The sequence below is a fragment of the Leptospira sanjuanensis genome (assembly GCF_022267375.1).
Lineage (GTDB): Bacteria > Spirochaetota > Leptospiria > Leptospirales > Leptospiraceae > Leptospira > Leptospira sanjuanensis.
On sequence record NZ_JAIZBH010000001.1, the window covers coordinates 332,574 to 356,156 of the forward strand.

A 23,583-nucleotide genomic window follows, 5' to 3' on the forward strand; every position below is an offset into this window, starting at 1 on the left:
GTAATGCTATGAATAATACTATTATTAATGACCCGGTTACTGTAATCACATCGGTTCAACGAAGAAGAAGATGGTCTTCAAAGGACAAAGAACAGATAGTAAAAGAGACCTTTGAACCAGGAAATTCAGTTTCTTTAGTGGCGAGAAAGTATAATATAGCCGCCAGTCAGCTTTTTCAGTGGAGGCGGTTTATGGAAAACGGCGCAAGCAAAGGAATCGAGAATGAAGAGAACTTGGTCCCAGAATCAGAGTATAAAAAGCTCGAACAGAGAATTAAGAATTTGGAACGCCTTCTCGGAAGAAAGACCGAAGAGAACGAGATTCTCAAAGAAGCTGTCATTCTTGCTCGTAAAAAAAAACTGATCTCGCAAAAGCCATTGGAAGGAATCGAAGGTTTCCAATGAGTAGAATTGCTACCGCATTAGGCGTTTCTCGGTCGATTTTTAACTACAAGAATCGCGTGCGCGAGAAAAAACATTCGATCAGCGAATTCAAAGAACATATCTTGCAAACGATTAAAGATGTCTGCCATGATAGACCTACCTACGGATATCCAAGAATTACAGCGATCGTCAATCGGATCAATAGAAACAAGGATTTGCCACGAGTGAATCACAAGCGGATTTACCGAATCATGAAGGAACAAAATCTACTTTTACAAAGGAATGTTCCAAGGTTAAAACGGACCCATGAAGGGAAAATCATCACATTAAAAAGCAATGTAAGATGGTGTTCCGATATTTTAGGAATACGCTGTTGGGACGGTAGGCTTATTTGGTTGGCCTTTGTTATGGATTGCCATGACAGAGAAATTATAAGTTATATTTCCTCAACGATTGGCATTGACGGTCAGATGATTCGAGATATGCTTCTTGAGGCAAAGGAGCAACGATTCGGCGATTCCAAAGTTTCTTCGACGCAGTTCCTATCCGACAACGGTCCTCAATATACTTCTTTTGCCACTATGGCTTTTATTGAAACCTTGGGATTTGAAGTCTGTCATACCCCTGCTTATTCTCCAGAGAGCAACGGAATGGCCGAAGCCTTTGTGAAAACATTCAAAAGAGATTATGCTTATGTGAATCGCCTAAACCATGCTGAAGAAGTTATGCTGAAAATACACAATTGGATTGACGACTACAATTCCTTTGCACCACATAAAGGATTGAAAATGATGTCGCCAAAAGAATTTATCGAAAAAGAGCTAACATTGGCTGTATGATTTTTGGGGGTAACTCCACTTTTTATACTCTGATTCTGGGACCAAGTTCTCTTCATTCTCGATTCCTTTGCTTGCGCCGTTTTCCATAAACCGCCTCCACTGAAAAAGCTGACTGGCGGCTATATTATACTTTCTCGCCACTAAAGAAACTGAATTTCCTGGTTCAAAGGTCTCTTTTACTATCTGTTCTTTGTCCTTTGAAGACCATCTTCTTCTTCGTTGAACCGATGTGATTACAGTAACCGGGTCATTAATAATAGTATTATTCATAGCATTACTCCTATTATTTAGAAGCTAACTCAGCTGTACGGTTTTAAGTGGGGTAACTACAAGGAGCATTTTAGAATAGCAGGAAGAACTAAATTCTACGAGTCCATTGACGAAATGCAAATCGATTTGGAAATCTTCTTTGAGGAATACAATTACAAACGAGCTCATCAAGGAAGAAATATGAACGGAAGAACTCCTTCTCAAGTTTTCATCGAAGGAATCAAATTCAAGCAGGACGAGGATACAATTTTAGAAAATTAGGAAATTTCTTTCAGAAGAAGTGTAAGGGGAATACTGTCATTGTACAAATAGGGAACTAAAAAGTATATTGACATGGACAAGCTAAAAGAACTAAAAATTTCAAAGTTCACGGCTTGACATACTTGATGAGAGCCTTATCTGAAATTCTAATTGTGCGAAACTTTTAAGACACTATCTGTTGTCATCTTTTTCTCCTTGTTAGTTTCAAGAAGTAAGATCAAGTTCTAACTAATGCACCAAATAAAACCCCGTCGTTTCCGACAGGGTTAAAAGCTTAATGAGCAATTCTAATAAATGGATACTTATTACAAAATATACTCAATGAAACAGCTAAAAAAGAAAATTTAATTGTTAGTTTAATGTACCAAACTCGTTAGCGATTTTATTAGCTATATATTTTCCATAACTATTTACGTAATTTCTAAAGAATTCGCCTTCGATATCCGAGTCGAAAGATGTATATATGAAACCGCCGATTAAAGAAGACAATCCAAGGGTAAGTAGCCAATCTACTCCTTGCGTCCAAGTCCTTCCGAGGTCGGAGTGATTTGCTTTGAGTGAAAATGGAATCATAATTTGTTTCGTGACAATATTATTCTTCTTAATGGTAATATCAGTTTCAATATCGGCAAAATATTTATATCCGTTCCATGCAGGTGCAAAAATCAAAAAGCCTGGAAAACTAATCAAAAAATTCCATCTAGATCCATCGTATGTAACTTTAGGACGAAGTTCAAGAATGTATTCTACCTTTGATGCGGTTGGATTGTAGGGAAAAATTACCTCAAAATTTCCAGTTGCTCTAAGTGCCTGGAGAATTTCTTCCGCGTGACGTTCTTCAGCAGGGTTTGCTGAATTTATAATAACGCCGATTTTATGTTTTTTACCGGCAAAGGAATAGCTACTATAATACTCTGAAAGATTTTGAATTTTTAAGCTATGGGAGCAATTTGCCACAAACGCTAATCCAATTAAAAGAATTGCAATGCTACTTTTTCTCATTTTTTACTACTTTCTCCGAAGGAAATTATGTCCAATCAAAATATGTGGTACTTTATATGTATATTTAAACTCAGCTGTGTTAAGACTACAGAAAAAATACTAATAAGGAAGTCCAATATTTGATTTATTTCACCGTTATTCCAATGAAACTTGTGAAGTCAAATTTAAAACAGATTCTTATTTTATTTTTTTAATTTATAGTAAAACTAAAAAGTCTCAATTTCATTATTATGTCGAATAGTCACTTTTTTCAAGTAACCTGCATTCAGGAATTTCTTTTCGCTTGATAATTCTCTCCGTTGAAATTCCTACTGTATGGCCGGGAATACTAGAAACGATACTGTAAGGAAAAGTCAATACTTGACCCACGACATATGTAGAATACGCTGGATATAACGTTCTATAACCTAATAATTCATTTTTTTCATCGCATTTTTTCCGAAGATATCGAATTGCGTCGTCTGATGCTCGAGCCTCTGGATACAAAGGGCCAAAGAATGGAATCAGGGAATATGCTAAGGAATATAACGATTTGTATTTTCTTATTGAAAAATCCTTGGCATGCCCCCCTTCGTGAAGGGCTACCGTTGGTAAATCGCTATAAATTTTAATTGTATTTGAATACGGGTTATAATGATCTCCGCCAATGAGACCTGCAAATATTCTTTCAGGAAATACGGTTCCTATAAGCCAATTGAATAATCCAACAGTATATTTTAAGACAGGGTGAACTGTTTGGGCCCGCCACAGTTGAATCAGATCATCCAATGGCGCATATTGGTTAAATCGTACTTTAACATCTACAAGATTATTCTCTTTTAAATACTCTTTTAGATAATTTTTTGTCTCGTAAGAAATGCTATGACTATTCATTTTTCTATTCCAAAGAACCAATTTAGTAAGACTTCCGAAAATATTTCCTAATCCATCTAAAAACCAATACCGCTCTCCTTCTTCAATTTGCGGATCTTCATCATTAAAGTAATTTTGATTTGGGTAATACGGCTTGGAGTAGGTATATTTTCTCTCAGTAGAATAGGTACAATGTAAAAAAAATAAAATTACGAATAAGTGTAATATTATCTTAAAGTAAAGAAATGCTTTTCTGTTTCCCATATTTTTTTTTCCTTCTTAGTAGAGGAATCGGCTTGATTTTTGATTCCTCCTTTAATGAGAGCTTTAAAGCATCAAGAAATTCTAATAAAGCTAATTTAGAAACTTGATTTAATTGATCTTCTCTATTACCGCGAAATCCTATATAAGGAGCGTAAATAAACCACCCTAAGAATATAGGTAACGAGGCCGCAACAATGTAACAATCCGTAACATTAGAATTGATGTTGTCTTTAAATCTAAATTCTAAAATCTTCCGTTCGGCGGCTATGTTTTCGACGTCTATTGACAAGTTAATTCCAACATCATTACTAAAGCACCGATCTTTAGAGTAAAGATTGAATTCGATTAAACGTATCAAATACTTATCAGTATTTCCCACGCGAAAATCTTGATTAGTATTGATTTCTTGGTTGATTAGCTCTGATATCGTCCCATATTCATTCGTAAGGTTTTTGGGTACAAAATGGAAAAGATAGGGGGAATGTTTTGCGAAGGGTTCTTGAGAAAAATTCTTTGGTCTTTCGATTTGATAAGCACCGATTGAATTAAGAGTGAAATACTTCGATGAATCTCCTGTCAAGGCAGGTTTGGCAACGTAAACTCTCATTGCAATACAATTGTAAAGCATTAAAAAAAGCAGTGAAAATGAACACATTTTGACAATAGTCGAAAGTTTGAATGCTCTTTCACTATAATGTTTCGTTTGATAATCCCTAATTAAATAAAACATGATTGACTGTATTTGAGTTATTTCTATTCCAATTTATGCTCATAAATTAAAGAAGCTTAGATAACGGTATCAAATTTTTTTTTACAGGTTTTAGTCAAATTTATTTAAGAAATCTATTAAATTTACAAATCACTTATTATAAATGTGGCATGACTTGATCACTCAAAGATTCGAGTGATTAAAGACGTGTAAAAATTTTTTAGGGGACTATAAAACAAGGGTGGGATTGGACGTACAAACAAAAAACCCCGTCGTTTCCGACAGGGTCTTGTTTCCATTTCGATTGAAAGAGGGTTGATTACGGTCTTACGGAAATCACTTCGTCCTTGTTCACAAGGTTTACGATGTGTTTGTATTCCGGAGAATCTTTTCCGTATTTCAGCTCGGTCGCTCTCAGAAGGTGAACGTTTTTCTTGTAACGGTATTTGAACATCTGATCTTCGGATGCTCCGCCGTATTTCTTAATCATGTTCTCTTCGAAAGCGTAGCAACTTGCCAGATACTTGTGAGCAGGATATTCCTTCTCATTCTCATCGATCTCGATGTAGAGTTCGAGGATGGGGATACACTGTGGAAGATTTTGTAAATCATACTCAGTGAGAATCCAAGATCTATAAGTATCGGAAAGGAGTCTTTTAAACTCTGGTCTTTCTCTCAAGTCCGGGTTTTTAATTTCATCTAAGTGGTTGATCGCCTTAGTGAAATAGTTCAGAGCTTGTTGTTTCGCAACGAGTTTTTCGCGGGAAACGACACGGTCTTCTCTTGCTTTGCGGTCTACTTTTTGCCAGTACCACTTTTCATCGAGACGCTTCTTTTCCGCTTCTTCTTTGCGGTATTGTTCGACGGATTCTCTCATTTTGAGAACCGTGTTTACGCCCGATTGGTAGTTGGATAATGCCAATCTAAATTTGTTGTTAGCGAATGCCTTGGAGAGCTGGTGGAGTTCTTGGAAATTCTTGTCATAGCCCTTAAAGTCAGGGTTCTTCCACAGAGCTTCTTGTTCCTGGATTGCTTTTTTACGACGTTTCTGCTCTTCCGTGAGGTTCTTGTCATCGTCTTCGGGAACCAACTCGCCTTTTAACAGCTCGTCAATTTTTTCTACAGCTTCATTGGCTTGCTGATTACCGCCCTGATTGTTTTGCTGAGCTAAAACAGACAGGTTGAGTCCCAGCACGGCCAGAAGAATGAATATGCTTTTCATCACCTTCATAATGCTCACACCTTTTACTTCTCTTTCAATGGTATTAGGGAAAAGGAACATCCTGTGCCTTCTCTCCTGTATAACTATCGGACTTACTATCCGAGATATAAACTAAGAACGAATTTTTTTTCCGCTTTCTCCCAAATAAGCGACATAAGAGTCGTTTTTCTCGATTCGGAATGAATGTTTTTCTTTTTTGGTCGGAATTCCGCACCGAAAAAGCACGTTCCTACTTTCTTTTATTCCCCGCATTTTTCCAGCAGATTCTTCTTTTAGAAAAGGTTTTCCTTCAGCCTTTTGGTGAAAAAACTGGAATTAGTCCTATGATTCTCAAAAAATACACCCCGGTTCAAGAAGGCGCTCCCAACTGTCCTCAGTGCGGGGGAGTGGGTTTTTCGCTTACCGAGAACGTTCCCGGAACCAGTTCGGGCGTTCTTACGATCTGTCATTGTATTTCCGAGAATTGTCCCTGCCAAGGCAAACCTCCTTGGAGGGTTTACGACGAAAGCCTCGGCAAGATGATTCCCTGCGTTTGTCATAACGCGAGAATGGAACTCGGTCATCTCGAAACTATATTCAAAAAATCTGGAATTCCCCCCAAATATCGATACAGAACCTTGGATCAAACCGATCACAGCGCCGCGGTGGGAATTTCTTTTACGATCGCTCACAATTGGGCGCATGATCTCGTCCATAAATGGAACGATCCCGGTTTTAAACCGCACGGCTTGTATCTTTGGGGCGGACCGGGAACGGGAAAAACGCTTCTCGCCTGCATTATATTAAACGAACTGATCTTTCGTTATAAAATAAACTGCAAATACGCAAAGATCAACCGCGACTTTCTCAATACTTTACGGGAAACATATCAAAAAGACTCCGAGACGCATGGAATGGAAAAGACGATCGAAACGTTGTTTGCGGAAGTCGAAGTATTAGTGTTGGACGATTTCGGAGTTCAAAAAGAATCCGATTGGTCGAACTCCAAGTTATACGACCTCATCGATGCGAGATACGAGCAGGAAAAACTCACGATTCTCACTTCGAACACTTCTCCCGCGGAATGGAAAGACAAAGCGGAAGGAAGAATTTATTCCAGACTTCGGGAGATGACGGAAGAAGTTCATTTGGAATGCGCCGATTATCGGTTGAAACTTTCGGAATCCGGAGGAAGAGGATGAAAGAAGCGTTTCTTTCTTTAGGATCCAATCTAGGAAACCGCGCCGAGTTTTTAAAGATCGCCGTTCGCAAATTGAAGAACACGATCGGAATCGAAGTAATAAAAGAATCGGAACCGTTGAACACGGTGGCTTTGGAAGTTACGGATCAACCGGACTTTCTCAACCAGATCTTGAAAATCGAAACGTCGTTTTCTCCCGAAGAACTTTTAGAAGTCACGCTTCGAATCGAAAAGGAAATGGGAAGAATTCGGGTAAAAGATAAAGGGCCGAGAGAAATCGACATCGACATTTTGACTTTCGACGTTGTGAAGATGCACACCAAAGGTTTGCATCTTCCGCATCATTCTCTGTTTACTCGTCCGTTTATCCGCGAGATTTTGGAAACGATGGGTGAAGGTTCGTTGTACGAACACTTTACGGGAGACGAATATGAAAAACGTGCATAAGATCTTTTCTCCGGAAAAGAAAGGGAAAGAAAAAATTTCCGTAGTAACGTGTTACGATTTCAGTTTCGCGAGAATTCTAGGCGAAACGGAAGTCGATTCGATTCTCGTAGGAGATTCTCTCGGAATGGTGATTCAGGGAAATTCGAGCACGCTTCCTGTCACGCTGGAAGAAATGATTTATCATACGAAAGCGGTTCGCCGTGGGGCTCCCGAGAAATTTATTATCGCGGATCTTCCTTTTTTAAGTTATCAAACTTCGATCGAAGACGGGATTCGTTCCGCCGGAAGAATGATGAAGGAAACCGATTGCGACGCCGTCAAAATAGAAGGCGGATCGGATTTTATCTGCGAGTTAGTCGCCATTCTCAAACAGATCGGAGTTCCCGTGATGGGACATCTCGGGTTAACCCCGCAGAGCGTTCACGTGTTCGGCGGTCATCGGATTCAGGGCAAAGGAGAAGAATCGAGTGCGAAACTTCTCCGCGAAGCTGTCGCGCTTTCGGAAGCGGGAGCGTTCTCTATGGTTCTGGAATTGATCCCGGCCGATCTTGGAAAAAAGGTAAGCGAAGAAGTCGGGGTTCCGACCATCGGGATCGGAGCAGGGCCGGATTGCGATGGGCAAGTTCTCGTATTAAACGATCTTCTCGGGACGGATCCGAATTTCCAACCCAAGTTTTTGAAGAAGTTTTCCAATCTGCATTCGGTCGTAAAGGATGCGGTGGGAAATTATAACAAAGAAGTAAAATCCGGGGAGTTTCCGGGGAAAGATCACAGTTTCTGATGAATTCTTGACGATAATCGGAACAATAGAAGCTTGTAAACTAAGGGAGAATCTCCCGTTTGGAGTGAAGTGTGGACATAGTTGAGTTAGAAAAAGGCCATCCGGAAACGGAGAACAAAATCAAAGAACTGGCAAAAGAATGCGGGAATCAAACCGAAATCATCCGCGGTGCGGCGGTATCGGATACGATTCATTTCATAGGCGATACTCGCAAAATTTCCGAAAAAGAAGGCTATGTCAAAGAACTCCCGGGGGTTGCAAAAATCTGGAACGTGTCCATTCCCTATAAAAACATCGCAAAAACAGCGGCAGGAAAAAACGGTGAAGTGGTTCACAGAGCCACAAGAATCGTGGAAGTCAAAGGGCCGGACGGACTTGTTCGTAAGTTCGGAACGGGAAAACATATCTTCATCGTTGGACCCGATTCTCCGCAAACATACGAGCAGACTTTGACGATCGCAAAACAAGCGGTTGAGCTCGGAAAGAAATACGACATTTTAGATAGAATCATTTTCCGCGGTGGGGCTTTCAAACCCCGCACTCGTCCGACCGACTGGAGAGGTTTAGGTTGGGAAGGAATCGCGATGATGGATAAGGTCAAGGCGGAAACCGGGCTTCCGTACGTAACCGAAGTGATGGATCATACCATGGCGGAAGAAGTCGCAAAACACGCGGACATGATTCAGATCGGAACTCGAAACGCGCAGGACTTTGAACTTCTTGAAGCCGTGGGAAGAACGGGAAAGCCCGTGATTTTAAAACGCGGATTCGGAAACGAAGCGGTGGAATGGTTTTCCGCAGCGGAATATATCGCGAATCAAGGAAATTTGAATATAGTTCTTTGTGAAAGAGGGGTCAAAACCCTTTTTATTAAAGAAGGTTATTGTAGAAACACTCCGGACTTGAACGTGATCACTCACGTAAAGAATCAGACGATTCTTCCGGTGATCTACGATCCTTCTCACGTTGCGGGAGACGATAAGATCGTGATCTCCAATCTTCTCGCTTCGTTGCCGTTCAATCCGGACGGTTCCATCACCGAAACTCTTCACGTCGAAGAATTCAGAAAGGAACAGATGTGCGACGCGGCTCAGGCTTTGCTTATGAGCATCTACGAAAAAGCGGTTCAATCGATTTTGAAATACGAGGAAGCGATTCGCCCGATTACGGACGACGTGGATTCTTATTTTGTGAAACGGAAATCGGGTAAGTAAGAAAGGCGGGGCGTGCCTCTGCGCTTATGATTCGATAGAATAGGATCGTTTTGAGCAACCGCGCAGAGTCGCGTGTCTACGGGCTCGCGGATTCCCGCTCGTTCTCTTCGAGAACGCTTCGCGCCCTTCGACCCGCTCACGCGGGGAAAGGGTCGGAATTACGGTGAACCTGCCGTTGGAACGGGCCGTCCTTGGCTTGGTTTAAAAATTTGTGGGAACTCCTGCAAGTCTGAAACCTTCGAATTAGATTTTGAGTACAGGACGTGTGGGAACTCTTACATTCTTCGCTTCTAACTGAGTTTGCATTTGAAACTATTGTGGGAACTCCTGCGAACTTTTTTCCTACGATTGGTTTTTAGATCAAACAAGTGTAGGAACTCATACGGATTCAAGAATCACAGTCGGACAAAGAGTCGCAAAAATCGAATAACCTAACGAACCGGAGTTCTGTTTTCGCCAACCGGAGCCTTTTTTGTCGCCGTAGCAGGCTTCGCATCTTTCAATCTCTTGATATACCAATGCATCATATTCTGGCCGTTGTCTTCCCAGGCAAATTCGCTGAAATGAGAAAACGCCCGTTCGGAGGCGCAATAGGTCTGCGGAGAAAACAACTGCGGACGTTTTGCAATCGTTTCCGCGAGATTCTTTTCCATTTTCGTCGAGTTTCCGCAAACGGAATGGTGATACCGATCATGAACCGAAGAATCGCTTGGAATCGTATTCAGGTCCAAATCCTTCGCGTTGGCGTTCGTCAACAAACTGAGAATCCGTTCGTATTCGTTGGGTTTGTTTTCTTGAAGAATCTTTACCGCTTCCAGATGAATGTTCTTTCCCTCTTTGTCGAAGAGATTTACGTTCGCGCCTTTGGAAATCAAATATTCCGTAATATCGACTCTACCCCGAAGAATCGCCTTTTTTAAAGGAGAATCTCCGTGGATATCCAAAATGTTCGGATCGGCTCCGTATCCGATTAACGTTTTCGTAATATTCAAATCGGTCGAATAGATGAGCGCGGTATCGCGTCCGATGGGAACGTTTCCTCCGTAAGGAACGGGTTTGAAACATTCGTAGTTGCGGACGTTCGGATCGGAACCGCTGGAAAGTAAAAGTTCGATGAAATCGGGATTGCCGTTCATCACGGCAACGCTCAAAGCGTTGTAACATTCTCCGATTGCGTTTACGTTTTCTCCCCGTCGAAGTAAAGATCGCGCTTCTTCTAAATTTCTTTCTTTAATCGCTCGAATGAGTTTTGTGTCATGGCTGCAATCGCAGAGAAGGAGCGCGATTAAAACGAAGAAGGCGAAATTCTTCATGGATTCTTCTTTTTTAAATCGAAAAGAAATTCTATTGAATCCCGAATTTCTTTTTGAGTTCGTTTTTGGTTTGTTCCCAAAGCGCGGGAGTTTTCAAACTCAGAGCGTACGAAGAATTCGAATCCGCAGTTTTCAGAAGCTGTTCCGCTTCGGTGACTAACGCCCTCAAATCTTCCAAGCCGAAGTTAGCGGAAACTCCTTTGGTCTGATGAAGCTCCGCTTGAAGGTCCGCATCTTTTTTTTCCTCGGTAAAACGAACGATGTTTTTGACTCGAACTTCCATATTTGTGAGGAGAGATTCCACCATTTCTTTTAACCATGCGGCTTCTTCCTCATCGTCTCCCTGTTTCAGAGAATCCAGTCTGTTCCAGTCCACAAGCATGTCGCGACCTCGCTCCAAATTTATTTTTTTCGGGTAAAGAAATGCAATTTTTCAACGAAGTTTACGCTTGTTCAAGAAATCTTTAAAAGCTTGAATAAAAAAGCCGAGTCGATTTTTGTATTTTAGAACCGAAGTGAGGTCTAAATGAAAATACATCCGACTGCGATTATCGACCCGAGAGCCGAATTGCACGAATCCGTCGAGGTCGGTCCTTATTCCATTATCGAAGGACACGTTTCCATTCAAGAAGGAACGATCATCGAAAACCACGTGAAAATTTGCGCGGGTTCCGAGATCGGAAAATTCAATCGTTTTCACCAAGGCGCCGTTATCGGTGTAATGCCTCAAGATCTGGGATTTAATCAGCAATTATTGACTAAGACGATCATCGGCGATAATAATATTTTTCGAGAATACTCCAACATCCATAAGGGAACCAAAGAGGATTCTCCCACCGTAATCGGTAATAAAAATTATTTCATGGGAAATTCTCACGTCGGCCACGATTGTATTCTCGGAAACAATAACATTCTGACGCACGGCTGCGTGCTCGCGGGTCACGTGACTCTGGGAAGTTTTGCGTTTATCTCCGGTTTGGCGGCTGTGCATCAGTTCTGTTTTGTGGGTGACTACGCGATGGTGGCCGGTCTTGCAAAGGTCGTTCAGGACGTTCCTCCCTATTCCACCGTCGACGGAAACCCGAGCACGGTCGTTGGTTTGAACAGCGTGGGCATGAAACGTGCGGGGTTTTCTCCCGATGTTCGGAACGCGATCAAACACGCGTATAAAATCATCTATCATTCCGGTTTTACCACGAGAAAGGCTTTGGACGAACTCGAAGCTTCCGGAAATCTAATCGACCAAGTTAAGTATATTATAAAATTCTTTAGGGATAGCGATCGGGGAGTAACGGACCACAGGTGAGAATTCTTGTCACAGGCGGCGCCGGTTATATCGGCAGCCACGTAGTAGCCCAGCTTCTTGAAAAGAAATACGATCTGTTGATCGTGGATAATCTCGAAAAGGGAAATAAGGCCAATTTATTTCCCGGAGTCGAATTGATTCAGGGCAATATCCAGGACGATTCCATTCTGGAAAAGGCGTTTGCAAAACGGATCGACGCCGTATTTCATTTTGCCGCCTGGAAAGCCGCGGGTGAATCGATGACCGATCCTTCCAAATACGCGTTGAACAACATCAACGGTACGATCAAACTTCTTACGTTCATGGAGAAGGCCGGAACGAAGAAGTTTATTTTTTCTTCCTCCGCAGCGGTTTACGGTTCTCCGAAATATCTTCCGGTAGACGAAAAACATCCTCTTCATCCCGAAAACTATTACGGTTATACAAAACTCGCGATAGAAGAAAATCTAAAGTGGTTCGAAACTCTCAAAGGTTTCCGTTTTGCCGCATTACGTTATTTTAATGCCGCCGGTTATGATCCTAAGGGAAGAGTGCGCGGTTTGGAAAGGACTCCGGCCAATCTTTTGCCGATCATTATGGAAGCCGCGGTCGGCATGAGAAAGGACTTCGAAGTTTTCGGAACGGATTACGAAACACCGGACGGAAGCTGCGTGCGCGATTACATTCACGTAAGCGATTTAGCAAAAGCTCATGTATTGAGTCTCGAATATCTCGATTCCGAAAAAAAATCGCTGACCGTAAATTTGGGTTCCGAAACGGGATATTCGGTTTTGGAGGTCATTCGTCTTGCGGAGGAAGTGGTCGGAAAACCGATTCCTCATAAGATTTCAGGGAGAAGGGCGGGCGATCCTGCAAAACTATTGGCTTCTTCCGCTATGGCTCGCGAACTACTTCAGTGGAAGCCGGAATTCAGCGAAGCGAAAACCCTTCTCAAAACGATGTGGGACGTTTATCAGAACCCCGTATAACAGATTTCGCATAACGCGAAATCTTATGACGCAGGCACATAATCTCGTTAACGGATCGATCCGCATTCCGGATTTACGGAAGTCACGTATTCCAAGGGAAGATTCTCCAAAAATTCTCCGCCTGAGAATTTTCCTTTGAACTGGATCTTTCCCTCTTTGAATAGACGAACCCAGTCGTTCTGAAGTCGGTTTGCAACGGGCGCATACGACCAGTGCCATTTTTCTTCGTTGTATCCTTTGTTTCCGCGGGAAGCTTTCGGAGAATAAGGTTGGCAGAATCCGAAACGTTTCGCGTTTTTCGTCATCCAAAGATAGAATTTTTCGCCGCGTCCGCCTTTTTCAAAATAAGAATTTTCTAATGCGTTTAGATCGATATCCGTTCCCCAATGATGTCTGGAAGTTCCCGGAGCGCTGGAGAATTCCAGGATCAGCGAGACGATTTCCTGCGGCGTTTTTCCTTTAACGGGTTCGCGCATTTTCCGTTTGCCGGAATACTTTTCTTCCCAGATTCCTTTTTGATCCTTAAACGAACGGAACGCGGAAACGATAAAGGGCTTCTGTCTTTCTTCAGGATTTTCTCTCTGATACGCTTGAAAGAGTTCCAGCAGTTTTTCCAAAACGTCTTTTCTAAGATAATGAACTCGAAATTCTCCCGGATTGGAATAAGCGGTTAAGACCGCTTCCTGTTTAAAATCGCCGAGTACATACGAGTCGTTCGAAACGTTTCCCGTCTGAGCCAACAATGCGTTTTGCAAAAAGAAAACCGTAAGGATGGAGAATAGAATTTTCATACCTGGTTGTCAGGATGCAGAATTCAAAGTCTCTTGCAATGGGTTTTTGCCGCGGATTTCGGGCAAATTTCGATCCGAAAAATTAGATACGATTCTTTGTCGCGGGTTTATAATTAGGATTGAAATATTCCTGATTTCGATAGAGTAGGCGAATTCACTTTTCGGAATGTGCGTCTTTGAATGAAAAGAAACTATGCGCGTACGCCGGGATGTGGATTTTAGTAAAAAAATTTGAGGGAGATCCTTCCAATGAAAAAGTGGTTCATCACTTCCCTGATTCCTTTTCTGTTGCTCACAAACTGTTACCTTTTTGATACGATCGGACTTTCCATTCCGGATACCGTTTCCGGAACCGAAGCTAAAAATCAAATCCTGACCAGCGCTTTGATCGGCGCGATCGCTTCTCCGGACAACACTGCGATCATTGCCGTGATTTCTCCGCAGCTTGCGAAAGTCGACGAAGGTCGTTATTATAAAAAAGCGGATGTGGACGATTGCGCGAATTCCGCGCTGATCATCAACCTCGCTACGATCGATATCGGCGGTTTTACTTGTAACTTGGAACCGAGAGAATACGTTCTCTGGTACGTTTACTAATCGTAGGAATCTGCGGCCGGGCGGACTTCGGTTCGCCTTTCGTCGCAAAATTCGATTTTCATTAAAGGTGAACGTATTAAAATTTTACGAACCGGATGAGAACGTATAAGGTTTCGGCTTCGACTCTTAAATGAATTGCCGATCGAAGTCAAGCGCACATAACGTTTCGATTTCGATGTTTAAAAAACAGTGAATAAAAAAACGTAAAATTCGGGAACGTCACGTCAATTTGAAAACAACAATCTTCCTTCGCTGAATCTTCCCCGAATCTCTTCCTTTTCCAAATCTCCCGGATTTCCGAACAACGCGGTGTCTTCTCTCGTAAGTTCGATCAACTTAGAATCCTCTCTTAAATCGGCGATTCTGAAATCGGGAAGACCGCTCTGACGAACTCCCATCAATTCTCCAGGGCCTCTGAGTTGAAGATCGATTTCGGATAACGCGAATCCGTCCGAAAGATTCACCATCGCGTCGAGTCTGACCTTTGCATCTTCCGTGACTTTCGAATCGGTCATCAGAATGCAAAAACTTTCCTGATCTCCTCGACCGACTCGTCCGCGCAGCTGATGAAGCTGGGAAATCCCGAAACGATCCGCGTGTTCTATCACCATCACGGTCGCATTGGGAACGTCGATTCCGACCTCGATCACCGTTGTCGATACGAGGATCTGAATTCTGTTTTTGGAAAATTCCTTCATCACACGGTCTTTCTCTTCCGTTTCCATTTTTCCGTGAACGAGGCCGACTTCGAAATCGGGGAAGATTTCGTGTTTTAATTGTTCATACGCTTCGATGCAGGATTTGAGATCCACCTTTTCCGATTCTTCCACGAGAGGATAGACGATATAACACTGTCTTCCGGAGGAAACGTATTTGCGTATGGATTTGTAAACGCCTTCTCTTCGATCTTCTTGAAACCATTTCGTCTGGATCGGAATTCTTCCTTTGGGTTTGGATTTGATCGTCAAAAGATCCAAATCACCGTAAAGAGTTAAACAAAGAGTTCTCGGAATCGGCGTCGCGGTCATAGCGAGAATGTCCGGATTTTTTCCTTTGGAACGGAGCGTTTCCCTTTGATCCACTCCGAATTTGTGTTGTTCGTCTATGATTACGAGACCGAGTTCGGAAAAGATCACGTCTTCCTGAAAGACGCTGTGGGTTCCAATGACGAATAACGCGTCTCCTTTTTTGATGCGGTAGAGTTTTTCATATCGGTTCTTTTTCGGTTCCTTTCCCACGAGAAGTTCGATTCCCAAAAAAGGCATGTTCCCCAAAAAGGAAAGAATCGTTTGATAGTGTTGTCTCGCGAGAATTTCCGTCGGCGCGACCATACAAACCTGGATCTGATTGTCCATATAACGCAGAGCCGTCAAAAGAGCGACTAACGTCTTTCCCGATCCCACGTCGCCCTGCAGAAGAACCGCAATCGGCCGATCTTTTTTCGTGAGATCGTTGATTTTTTCCAAAGCGGAATTCTGATCCTCCGTGAGTTGAAACGGAAGATTTTTCCGAACGGTTTCCGCGGTTTCCGATTTCGGCAAAGGCCAGAGAACGCGCTTGATCTTTTCCCGTTCCTTCTTTTTGTGTTCGATCAAAAGATTGAAGTAAAACAGTTCCTCGTATTTGAGTCTGTATTTCGCGTTATCCAGAGAAACCTCGCCGGTCGGAAAATGGATTTCGCGAAACGCTTCTTCTCGTTGAATCAGTTCTCTTCGCTGAACGATTTCTTTGGGAAGAATTTCGGGAATTTTTCCCTTTAACGTCTCCAAGGCGGAGTAAAGGATTTTGCGAAAACCGCGAGAATCGAGTCCTTCCGATTTCAACGCTTCTCCGGAAGGATACAAAGGAATGATTCGTCCCGCGTGAATCATTTCGGGAAGTTCGGCCAATTCTTCCTCCGGTTCCTTTTTTTTGGAACTCGTCGCCGTTACATTGTATGTCGGTTTGATCGCGCTCGTGAGAATTTCGTAATCGGGATGAATGAGTTGAAATCCGCGGAAGTATTCGAGCTTGCCCGTGGCGACTAACGTGGTTCCCGGTTGGAAGATTTTCTGAAAGAAATTCACTCCGCGAAAGAATACGATAGAAATTCTTTCGTTGTTTCTCGTTTTGGCGCCGACTACGAGTCTCGACTTTTTTCCGTGCGCGAGATATGCGTCCACGACTTCTACGACGAGGGTTACGGTTTCTCCCGTTTTTAAAAGGACGTTGTCCGTAAGATTGCGGTCCAAATATCTTCTCGGAAAAAAGTTGAGAAGATCCTGAAAGGTATGAATGCCGATGGATGCGAGAGCCGCAGCCTTGGCCGGGCCCACTCCTTTGATGAGGGTAACGGGCGAAAGAAGTCCGCTGTTCCCGTTCGTATTTTCCGTTTTAAAGACCGAGTTCTTCATCCTTGACTTCTGTGGGCGTCCATTCCGAATCGGTAGTCTGCACAACGTTAGACGGAGAATTCTGATTCTCCGTTAAGGATTCTTCTCCTAAACCGAGATAACAATATCTGCATCCGTAAATTCTCGCGTGGCGTTTTATACCGGGAGAAGGAGGTTCAGCAATCACGGCATATAAATATTCCGTTTTTTGCAAGTATTTTCCGCAGACCGGGCAGATCCTCGGCTTCGGAAGATTCGGGTCCCAATTTTTCCCGTAGACTTTTTTCGGATCCCCGTATTCTTTCGAAACTCCGTTCGCGACGTCTCTTTTTTTTTCGGCGCGATCGATTCGTTTCGTGTCGACGGAGTAAAGAAGATGAAAGAAAACCGCGGCCACTCCCAAACAGAGCATCACGGTCAAAAAGCCGGTCATTGTTTTAGATAATCCTTGATTTTAGCCGCCATCGTCGGCGGAAGTCCGATGCCTTTATCCTGGAGTCGATGGGAATATTTATGAAACGAATACGTGTGCTGCGAGGTTTGAACGATCCCGTCGAAACATCCTTCGATCGATTCTTCCAAGGATTTGCTCAACGGGATGTTGGAAGCGATCTGTTGTTCGTATTTTCTCAAGAGCTTTCTGTTGACTCCTCTGCAGATCGATCGGTAAAAACAGAATCGAATCACCATTTCCGATTCGGCATGTCCGTTTAAAATATCCCGTTCCAGTTGATTCAGATTGATGCAATCCACGATTTCGAGTTTATACGCGTCCTTACTGTGTTCGTATGTGACGAGGTTCATAAACAAGTGTTTGAATAGGGAGATCTTATAACAATCCTCCATCCCGCACTCGCCCATTTTCGAATTTTCGCATTGAGTGTACATCACAATATCCGTGTCGGATTCCGCGGTCGCCTGACCGAAATTAAGCGAACCTAATATATCGAACGCGACGACGTCTCCTCCGAAGTTGATGAGCTTGGAGAATTTTTTAAAATCTTCGATTCTTTCTCTGGAAATTTTCGTTTCGTGGGACCGGAAATATCTTTTTAACCCGGTGAACTTTTGAATGGTGGGATTGTTTTTGAAACCTGAGATCGTCATTGTTAGATTCTCACAAAATTTTCTGCCGACACCTCCGAATCCTGGCTTACGAACGTCACGCAGGGAACGTTTCCTCTGCAATCTACGTTCATTAAGAGGCGAATTTTGTGGTCCACCAGTCTATTCAATTTTACGGTTTCTACAAGCCCATTTTCTAAAAATATTTCCGAGAAGAATCCTCCGGGTTGAAATCCGAAGACCGAATCCACCGCTCCGAAGTTGGAAGGATTTAAGAATACTGTTTTTCCTTTTTTGATTATTCCTTGGTCTTCGTGAACGTGTCCTGAAACTACGAGAGCCGGATGATAATCGTCCAAGTATCTCCGAATTCCCTGAGAACCCACGTTTCCGTAGTTCGGAATCTTATCCAAAAAACCGTAAGGGGGATTGTGAATCACGACGATGTCCGGTTGTTCTTCCTTGAAGAAGTCTTCTGGTTCGCTGTAACTCTTACCGTTGCGATTGTATTCGTGAAATTTGACGGCGAGCTTTTCGGGAATTCCGGAAGTGAGAATCGGAGCGCCGCCGTAACCCGCGAACTTATAGCCGTCCTGTTCGAACGTCTTACGATGAATGTCGCGTTCGTAAAGAGCGCTGTATTGAAGATCGATGTCGTAGTTTCCCGGAAGAACTCTTACCGGTGCGCGGGAATATTTTTGAATGAGGATTTCGATGAGTTCGTATTTTTCCTTCATCGTTTTTGCCGCTTGATGAAAGAGAGTTCTGTATTCTTTAGATTTTTCTACTATATCAGAACCGTATTTTTCGGGAAAACGAATCGCTCTTGTCGCATAATCGTAAGCGTTGATTTCCTCTTTTTGATCTTTGGAGATGCGGTACATCTCCTCTTGAATGGTGCAGAATTCGATGATGCGGTCTGTACTGAAGAAGGCTTTGTAGATGATGTCGCCTGAAAAGAGATATAGATCGGCCGTCGTTTGCTGAAGGATCTCTTTCAATCCTCTCAGACCGTCGTGGATATCAGTCAGATAGATGATTTTCATTTCAATCGACCCGAAACGTTACCGTCTCCTTTGCGCTACAGTTTTCCTTTCGAAAAACGGAGGCCGTACACTCAATTTAGAAATAGGTTATGGAATGTCCAACCTTTCTAAAGATTAGTCTCTCCACAGAAGAAGAAGGGTGTCGTGATTTTCGGAAATCGGTTCGATTCGAATGTATTCGGGACCGAAAAAATCGAGAAGCGGTTTTAAGATCGTTCCGGACTTTACGAATAAGAACACGTTTCCCTTTTCAGGAATCACCTTTTGAATCGTGATTTTTCCGGCGAGGTCCGGAATTTCCGAAAGGAAATAATCCATGTTCACCGTGATCACGTTTCGAATTCCTGTTAGACGAAGAATTTCCGGAATTTCCTCAACAATGGTTTCTAAAATGTAACGTCGATAGAATTGGAATATTTTCGAAAAAATTCGGATGGGATCGATCCTTCTCGGAGTGTGACTGAACAAACGAAAGGAACGAATCTGAAGGCGAACCTGATTCTGCACCACGCGAACGGGAGTTAGGCTAACGTTGTAATCGACGAAATCCGTTTTCAACAAACGGGACCAGAACAAACCTTGAATCGAAAAATGTCCGGTTAAAATCAGAACGCCGTTGCCCGAATCGAACTCGAGGGATTCGAGAGGATCGTCGGACTCGGCGATTTTTTTCTTCAAAATTTTATTCAAAGAATGGAGTTTAAGAGTGATTTTATAATTGCTCTTCTGGCTTTCCTTTTCGGACGAGTGTCCGAGAAAAATGTCAAGCGGATTGAAGCCTATGAGTTTCCTCAAATTGAGCATGGGAGATCAAAAATAGTTTGCGGGCAAAGAAGAGTAAACTAAATTATTGATTCGAAGTCGGGATCGATATTTCGGATTCGAATTACGAAAGAATTTTTTTCGACTCTATTCAGTCTTGAGGAGCTTTCATGAAAATCGGAGTGATCGGATCGGGAAGTTTTGGAACCGCGTTAGGAAGCCTGTTGGCGGACAAGGGCTACGACGTTACGCTCTGGTGCAGAAACGATTCTCAGGTGGAAAGTATCAACCGAGATCACGTCAACAACAAACACCTGCCGAGTTTCACTCTTCCCGAAAAGCTGACCGCGAGCAAGGATCTACGAACGGTCGTGGAAGGAAAGGATATGATCGTATCTTCTCCTCCTTCTCACGCGTTGACGGATATCTTACGCGAGATCAAAACGTACTTACCGGAAAAAGTTCCCATCGTATCGGCGAGCAAAGGAATCGAAAACGGAACCCTTCGTCTTGTATCGGAGATTTTCGAATCGGAACTTCCCGGAAAATATCACGCATATCTTTCGTATTTATCCGGACCTTCTTTCGCGAAAGAAATCATACAAAAAGTTCCCACCATCGTAAGCATCGCTTCGAAAAACGAAGCGACCGCACGGAAAGTTCAGGAGATATTCAGTTTCTTATATTTCAGAACGTATTGGACTCCGGATGTTGTCGGGGTCGAAGTGGGCGGCTCCTTGAAGAACGTAATCGCATTGGCCGCGGGAGTGAGCGACGGACTCGGCTTCGGACAAAACACAAGAGCGGCTTTGATCACGAGAGGACTCAACGAAATCACGAAGATCGGTTTGAAGTTGGGCGCGGACCCGATGACCTTTCTCGGTCCTTCCGGAATGGGGGATTTGATTTTGACTTGTTGCGGAGAACAATCGCGCAATCGTACGGTCGGTTTTCGATTGGGAAAGGGAGAAACGCTCGAACAAATTCTTTCCAGCATGAACGAAGTTGCCGAAGGAGTAAAGACGACGCAGAGCGCGTACGAACTTTCGCAGAAATTGGGAATCGAGATGGCGATTACGAACGAGGTTTATAAAATGCTTTACGAAGGTAAGAATCCGAAAGAAGTTGTGAAAGACCTAATGAAACGCGATCTAAAGAGAGAAGGCGTTTCCGTCTGATCCACCTTGAAGCTTCTTTCCTCAAAATTCTTACTTTATCTGTTGATCGGTCTTGTTTGTTCCCATTCCGTTGCGGCTCAGAACAAACAGGAATTCGGTTGGGCGAAAAGTTCGGACGGTTTTTCGTTCAACTTAAACGGAAGAACCGTTTTTCAATCGAACTCGGAAGTCAATTCCTTTCCCGATAGTTTAAGTCTATTAGAAAAATCTGATTTTCTATTCTTCGCCGGAGAATACTACGTTCTGAACAAGGACGTTCGGCGGTACGAGTCTCTGCTCAAGCTTACGAACGGCGCGGAACCCGAACTTGTTTTGGGAGGAATATTTTTAAGAATATTAAAAGAATTGAATTTTAATTCCAAGGAATCTTCCCGCGCGTCGCTTACGCAATTCGTCAGGAACGAAAAAAATTCTTATCTAAAGGAACTCGCGGAGGGTTTCGATCTTGCGGTCTTCGAAAAGAAATCCCCCGAAAATCTGAAGTGCTCCCGGAAGAACGTTTATTATTCTCTTTGTAAAACCCTGCGTTTGAAAAAATATCTTTCCGATTTTTCTCCCGAAACGAAATCTCACGAACGGGAATATCTGAATTTAAACCGAACTCTCGCCCCGTTTTTGGAGGATCCCGAACTCAAATACATTCCGTTTCTGAGTAATTTCATTTTCAGCATCGCGGATCAACTCGCGGAACTCGGTCTTTCCAAAGAAGCAGTTCACTTTCAAAAAATTCTCATCATATCCGAAAATTTGAGCGGAAGAATCATCGGATATTCGTACGAAAAGCTCGCGTATTTCTATTTGATCGGAGGAGATCTTGTTTCCGCCGAAAAGGTTTTGGATTACATTCTCAAATACCATCCCGACTTGCGGACTCCGTATAAGAATCATCTTTATCTAAAGTTGGGAACGATCGCATATCTCAATCAGGAATATAAGAAATCCTTGGATTATTATTTGAATCTGGATTTTCTGGAATGGTCTTCCACGATTTTAAATCCGTTTTTAGGAGAACCGATTTCGATCAACAGCGCGCGGGACTTGATTTCGATGGCGATTTGGAGATCGAAAAGTTCGTTCAAGGCAGTGGACGCGCTCAAGTCCGTTTCCACTCCGAAGAATTTAACGGAAGACGATCTGTTTACGCGACTTCGCATTATACAAATTCTTATGAACGACGAACCGGAAGTCGCCGGAAAAATGGCGACCGAGATTACGTTTCTCGCGCAGAGCAAGGGTTGGAAGCGCGTCGAATACGCATCCACTCTTCTCAACGGATTCATTCATTACAAAAAGAACGATCTGAGAAAAGCGATTATAGAATTCACGAAGGCATACGGAATTTTAAAAACGGCCGATCCGGTTTATACGGAAGAATGGATTCGATTGACGGGATTGTTCTATTCTCATAAGGAATCGAGAAATTTGAAAACGGTGAAAGGCGCGCTCGATCAAGCCGTTGCGATTACGATTCATCGAAGACCGGACGATATGCTTCTTCAATTGAAGAATTATCTTCCCGCCGTTTACGGCGTTCGAGAGTTCACGGATGCGGCTATCAACTACTACATTCTTCACGGACACAATACGGAGTTGTTGGGATTTTTGTCGCGTCTTGAACAAAAGGACGTTATGGGAAACACGGCTTATCCGAACACGCTTGTTTCGATGATCGATACGAGCCGAAGAATTTCCTCCTTTCGCGGATTTTATCCCGGTCCGAAAGAACATCTGACCTCGAGCCGATCGGAGATTCGCAAAACGGAGGTTGTAAGACTTCTGGAAGAGTTGGATCCGTTTCGAAATCAAGAAATCAAAAAATCTCATATTCCGGTTCTCAGTGTTTTTGTTCGCAATAAAAGAACGTATATATTTTGGAAGGCCGGAGATTCTCAGGAATTGGAGTTGAAGGAAATTCCTTCCGAGTCCGCGTCCTCGTTTACCGTTCAAGTCGTATTAAAATCTTTGATCGAATCTTTGTATAAACGGGACAGCGTTCAGATATATTTGAACGTTTCGGGAATGGAATCCTTCGATTATCTCAAAAAAGAATTTCCGGATATCGATTTCCGATTGTTCGCAAAATTCAGCAGAAAAGAAGACACGGTGAAAGCCGATCGGGTTTACGTAAGCGATTGTAAAAACGTCGAAAATTTAACGAAGTCGAATTTTGAAAAAGTGGGCTCCGCCTACTTCGAAGGGAACAAACTTCTCGCCGGAAATCATTCGATGATGGTTTGGAATTTGAAAGTGGAGGATAATTCTCCCGAAAGTTTGAACGAATATTCTTGGAGTTGCGGAGAGGATCAGATTCGTTTTTCCAGATTACATAGACGTTACGATTTTAGAAACACTCCGAGCCGTTTGATTTTTACGAGAGATTCTTTGAGCGGCAACGGTTGGAAAGGAAGATCCGAAGATTTTTTGGATTGGGTTTCTTTTTGGATCAATTCCGGAGTTCATCGAATGTATTATACGAAGTCCTTGGATTTGAATTCAGAATCGGACATAAATTTATTGGAAAGACTTTCTCAGGAAACGAACGAACCGGAATCTTCGTTTCGCGGAATCCGGATTCGAAAACATATCGAATGAATCGGATCGGTTTCTTTTTTTCATAAGAGCGTTCTATAAAATTCAAAGATTTTTGCTTTTTAACGATCGACATTTTACGCCAATTCAAAGACTCTATCCAGTAAGTCACATGGACCCCGAAGGTAGTCAGTTCTACATTCCAACGAACCTCAATTTCCGTCTCTTAAAC

23 protein-coding genes and 1 pseudogene are annotated in these 23,583 nt (G+C 42.8%); 11 read left to right on the plus strand and 13 right to left on the minus strand.

The annotated features are described in order from the left end of the window. Positions 1 to 8: 8 nt before the first annotated feature. A protein-coding gene (locus LFX17_RS01595; RefSeq protein WP_238728572.1) for an IS3 family transposase occupies positions 9 to 1,222 on the plus strand; the annotation gives its coding sequence in 2 pieces (ribosomal slippage) (positions 9 to 351 and positions 351 to 1,222; 1,215 coding nt in all). Here LFX17_RS01595 and LFX17_RS01600 read toward each other — a convergent pair. Beyond that, positions 1,205 to 1,492, minus strand: coding sequence for a transposase (locus LFX17_RS01600; RefSeq protein ID WP_238744697.1), 288 nt, complete (start codon positions 1,490 to 1,492; stop codon positions 1,205 to 1,207). The two genes, LFX17_RS01595 and LFX17_RS01600, sit on opposite strands and share 18 nt — an antisense overlap. Before the next feature lie 63 nt (positions 1,493 to 1,555). Here LFX17_RS01600 and LFX17_RS01605 point away from each other — a divergent pair. Next, positions 1,556 to 1,753 (plus strand): annotated as a pseudogene (locus LFX17_RS01605) (IS481 family transposase); the annotation flags it as partial. 351 nt (positions 1,754 to 2,104) lie between these two features. Here the strand turns inward: LFX17_RS01605 and LFX17_RS01610 are convergent. The 4 genes from LFX17_RS01610 to fcpA form a co-directional block, all read right to left on the minus strand. Beyond that, positions 2,105 to 2,755: a hypothetical protein gene (locus tag LFX17_RS01610; RefSeq protein WP_238728573.1), complete on the minus strand. Its 651-nt coding sequence runs from the start codon at positions 2,753 to 2,755 to the stop codon at positions 2,105 to 2,107. A 228-nt stretch (positions 2,756 to 2,983) separates the two neighbouring features. Further along, positions 2,984 to 3,871, minus strand: coding sequence for a hypothetical protein (locus LFX17_RS01615; RefSeq protein WP_238744698.1), 888 nt, complete (start codon positions 3,869 to 3,871; stop codon positions 2,984 to 2,986). Beyond that, positions 3,840 to 4,601 (minus strand): hypothetical protein, encoded by a 762-nt coding sequence (locus tag LFX17_RS01620; protein ID WP_238744699.1) that lies wholly within the window; start codon positions 4,599 to 4,601, stop codon positions 3,840 to 3,842. Before LFX17_RS01620 ends, LFX17_RS01615 begins: the two co-directional genes overlap by 32 nt. 298 nt (positions 4,602 to 4,899) lie before the next feature. Beyond that, a complete protein-coding gene (gene fcpA / locus LFX17_RS01625) occupies positions 4,900 to 5,811 on the minus strand; it encodes a flagellar coiling protein FcpA (protein ID WP_026131228.1) in 912 nt (303 codons plus the stop codon). 314 nt (positions 5,812 to 6,125) lie between these two features. Between fcpA and zapE the strand changes: the two genes are divergently transcribed. From zapE to LFX17_RS01645, 4 genes are all read left to right on the plus strand, one after another. Beyond that, complete coding sequence (gene zapE / locus LFX17_RS01630; protein ID WP_004766621.1) at positions 6,126 to 6,983, plus strand: AFG1/ZapE family ATPase; 858 nt, start codon at positions 6,126 to 6,128, stop codon at positions 6,981 to 6,983. Then, entirely contained in the window at positions 6,980 to 7,429 is a 450-nt protein-coding gene (folK, locus tag LFX17_RS01635) for a 2-amino-4-hydroxy-6-hydroxymethyldihydropteridine diphosphokinase (RefSeq protein WP_238744700.1), read from the plus strand. Before zapE ends, folK begins: the two co-directional genes overlap by 4 nt. Further along, complete coding sequence (gene panB / locus LFX17_RS01640; RefSeq protein ID WP_238744701.1) at positions 7,413 to 8,210, plus strand: 3-methyl-2-oxobutanoate hydroxymethyltransferase; 798 nt, start codon at positions 7,413 to 7,415, stop codon at positions 8,208 to 8,210. Before folK ends, panB begins: the two co-directional genes overlap by 17 nt. Positions 8,211 to 8,281: 71 nt before the next feature. After that, positions 8,282 to 9,424: an N-acetylneuraminate synthase family protein gene (locus tag LFX17_RS01645; protein ID WP_238744702.1), complete on the plus strand. Its 1,143-nt coding sequence runs from the start codon at positions 8,282 to 8,284 to the stop codon at positions 9,422 to 9,424. A gap of 431 nt (positions 9,425 to 9,855) precedes the next feature. Here the strand turns inward: LFX17_RS01645 and LFX17_RS01650 are convergent, their stop codons facing one another. Beyond that, complete coding sequence (locus tag LFX17_RS01650; protein ID WP_238744703.1) at positions 9,856 to 10,737, minus strand: ankyrin repeat domain-containing protein; 882 nt, start codon at positions 10,735 to 10,737, stop codon at positions 9,856 to 9,858. Between the two features lie 31 nt (positions 10,738 to 10,768). Further along, positions 10,769 to 11,119, minus strand: a complete 351-nt coding sequence (locus LFX17_RS01655; protein ID WP_238728580.1) for an Hpt domain-containing protein — start codon at positions 11,117 to 11,119, stop codon at positions 10,769 to 10,771. A gap of 144 nt (positions 11,120 to 11,263) precedes the next feature. On the opposite strand from LFX17_RS01655, the gene lpxA reads away from it, so the two are divergent. Together lpxA and galE are read left to right on the plus strand one after the other, a co-directional pair. Next, positions 11,264 to 12,043, plus strand: a complete 780-nt coding sequence (gene lpxA, locus LFX17_RS01660) for an acyl-ACP--UDP-N-acetylglucosamine O-acyltransferase (RefSeq protein ID WP_135572427.1) — start codon at positions 11,264 to 11,266, stop codon at positions 12,041 to 12,043. Further along, a complete protein-coding gene (gene galE / locus LFX17_RS01665) occupies positions 12,040 to 13,011 on the plus strand; it encodes a UDP-glucose 4-epimerase GalE (protein WP_238744704.1) in 972 nt (323 codons plus the stop codon). The genes lpxA and galE overlap by 4 nt, the downstream gene beginning before the upstream one ends. Positions 13,012 to 13,058: 47 nt before the next feature. Here the strand turns inward: galE and LFX17_RS01670 are convergent, their stop codons facing one another. Continuing rightward, positions 13,059 to 13,802: a M15 family metallopeptidase gene (locus tag LFX17_RS01670; protein ID WP_238728581.1), complete on the minus strand. Its 744-nt coding sequence runs from the start codon at positions 13,800 to 13,802 to the stop codon at positions 13,059 to 13,061. 249 nt (positions 13,803 to 14,051) lie between these two features. Between LFX17_RS01670 and LFX17_RS01675 the strand changes: the two genes are divergently transcribed. Further along, the gene (locus LFX17_RS01675; RefSeq protein WP_238744705.1) at positions 14,052 to 14,399 is read left to right on the plus strand and encodes a TIGR04452 family lipoprotein; all 348 of its coding nucleotides are present in this window, start codon (positions 14,052 to 14,054) and stop codon (positions 14,397 to 14,399) included. A 224-nt stretch (positions 14,400 to 14,623) separates the two neighbouring features. On the opposite strand, the gene recG is transcribed toward LFX17_RS01675, so the two are convergent. The 5 genes from recG to LFX17_RS01700 all read right to left on the minus strand — a co-directional run bounded on the left by recG (position 14,624) and on the right by LFX17_RS01700 (position 19,686). Further along, entirely contained in the window at positions 14,624 to 16,792 is a 2,169-nt protein-coding gene (gene recG / locus LFX17_RS01680; protein WP_238744706.1) for an ATP-dependent DNA helicase RecG, read from the minus strand. After that, entirely contained in the window at positions 16,773 to 17,204 is a 432-nt protein-coding gene (locus tag LFX17_RS01685) for a hypothetical protein (protein ID WP_238744707.1), read from the minus strand. The genes recG and LFX17_RS01685 overlap by 20 nt, the downstream gene beginning before the upstream one ends. Continuing rightward, entirely contained in the window at positions 17,201 to 17,878 is a 678-nt protein-coding gene (locus LFX17_RS01690; RefSeq protein WP_238744708.1) for a hypothetical protein, read from the minus strand. The genes LFX17_RS01685 and LFX17_RS01690 overlap by 4 nt, the downstream gene beginning before the upstream one ends. Positions 17,879 to 17,880: 2 nt before the next feature. Then, positions 17,881 to 18,882 (minus strand): metallophosphoesterase family protein, encoded by a 1,002-nt coding sequence (locus LFX17_RS01695; protein ID WP_238744709.1) that lies wholly within the window; start codon positions 18,880 to 18,882, stop codon positions 17,881 to 17,883. 114 nt (positions 18,883 to 18,996) lie between these two features. After that, positions 18,997 to 19,686 carry a hypothetical protein gene (locus tag LFX17_RS01700; protein WP_238744710.1) on the minus strand — a complete coding sequence of 230 codons (690 nt, stop codon included), beginning with the start codon at positions 19,684 to 19,686 and terminating at the stop codon, positions 18,997 to 18,999. Between the two features lie 128 nt (positions 19,687 to 19,814). Here LFX17_RS01700 and LFX17_RS01705 point away from each other — a divergent pair, with 128 nt between their 5' ends. Continuing rightward, the gene (locus tag LFX17_RS01705) at positions 19,815 to 20,822 is read left to right on the plus strand and encodes an NAD(P)H-dependent glycerol-3-phosphate dehydrogenase (protein WP_135581680.1); all 1,008 of its coding nucleotides are present in this window, start codon (positions 19,815 to 19,817) and stop codon (positions 20,820 to 20,822) included. A gap of 6 nt (positions 20,823 to 20,828) precedes the next feature. After that, positions 20,829 to 23,414, plus strand: a complete 2,586-nt coding sequence (locus LFX17_RS01710; RefSeq protein WP_238744711.1) for a tetratricopeptide repeat protein — start codon at positions 20,829 to 20,831, stop codon at positions 23,412 to 23,414. Positions 23,415 to 23,583: the final 169 nt, after the last annotated feature.

Coding starts and splice junctions, on each gene's coding strand:
- panB (WP_238744701.1), top strand. CDS start 7,413: ATGAAAAACGTGCATAAGATCTTTTCTCCGGAAAAGAAAGGGAAAGAA.
- folK (WP_238744700.1), top strand. CDS start 6,980: ATGAAAGAAGCGTTTCTTTCTTTAGGATCCAATCTAGGAAACCGCGCC.
- recG (WP_238744706.1), bottom strand. CDS start 16,792: ATGAAGAACTCGGTCTTTAAAACGGAAAATACGAACGGGAACAGCGGA.
- LFX17_RS01670 (WP_238728581.1), bottom strand. CDS start 13,802: ATGAAAATTCTATTCTCCATCCTTACGGTTTTCTTTTTGCAAAACGCA.
- LFX17_RS01650 (WP_238744703.1), bottom strand. CDS start 10,737: ATGAAGAATTTCGCCTTCTTCGTTTTAATCGCGCTCCTTCTCTGCGAT.
- LFX17_RS01620 (WP_238744699.1), bottom strand. CDS start 4,601: ATGTTTTATTTAATTAGGGATTATCAAACGAAACATTATAGTGAAAGA.
- LFX17_RS01600 (WP_238744697.1), bottom strand. CDS start 1,492: ATGAATAATACTATTATTAATGACCCGGTTACTGTAATCACATCGGTT.
- zapE (WP_004766621.1), top strand. CDS start 6,126: ATGATTCTCAAAAAATACACCCCGGTTCAAGAAGGCGCTCCCAACTGT.
- LFX17_RS01700 (WP_238744710.1), bottom strand. CDS start 19,686: ATGCTCAATTTGAGGAAACTCATAGGCTTCAATCCGCTTGACATTTTT.
- LFX17_RS01685 (WP_238744707.1), bottom strand. CDS start 17,204: ATGACCGGCTTTTTGACCGTGATGCTCTGTTTGGGAGTGGCCGCGGTT.
- LFX17_RS01690 (WP_238744708.1), bottom strand. CDS start 17,878: ATGACGATCTCAGGTTTCAAAAACAATCCCACCATTCAAAAGTTCACC.
- LFX17_RS01615 (WP_238744698.1), bottom strand. CDS start 3,871: ATGGGAAACAGAAAAGCATTTCTTTACTTTAAGATAATATTACACTTA.
- LFX17_RS01705 (WP_135581680.1), top strand. CDS start 19,815: ATGAAAATCGGAGTGATCGGATCGGGAAGTTTTGGAACCGCGTTAGGA.
- LFX17_RS01675 (WP_238744705.1), top strand. CDS start 14,052: ATGAAAAAGTGGTTCATCACTTCCCTGATTCCTTTTCTGTTGCTCACA.
- LFX17_RS01695 (WP_238744709.1), bottom strand. CDS start 18,882: ATGAAAATCATCTATCTGACTGATATCCACGACGGTCTGAGAGGATTG.
- LFX17_RS01655 (WP_238728580.1), bottom strand. CDS start 11,119: ATGCTTGTGGACTGGAACAGACTGGATTCTCTGAAACAGGGAGACGAT.
- fcpA (WP_026131228.1), bottom strand. CDS start 5,811: ATGAAGGTGATGAAAAGCATATTCATTCTTCTGGCCGTGCTGGGACTC.
- lpxA (WP_135572427.1), top strand. CDS start 11,264: ATGAAAATACATCCGACTGCGATTATCGACCCGAGAGCCGAATTGCAC.
- LFX17_RS01610 (WP_238728573.1), bottom strand. CDS start 2,755: ATGAGAAAAAGTAGCATTGCAATTCTTTTAATTGGATTAGCGTTTGTG.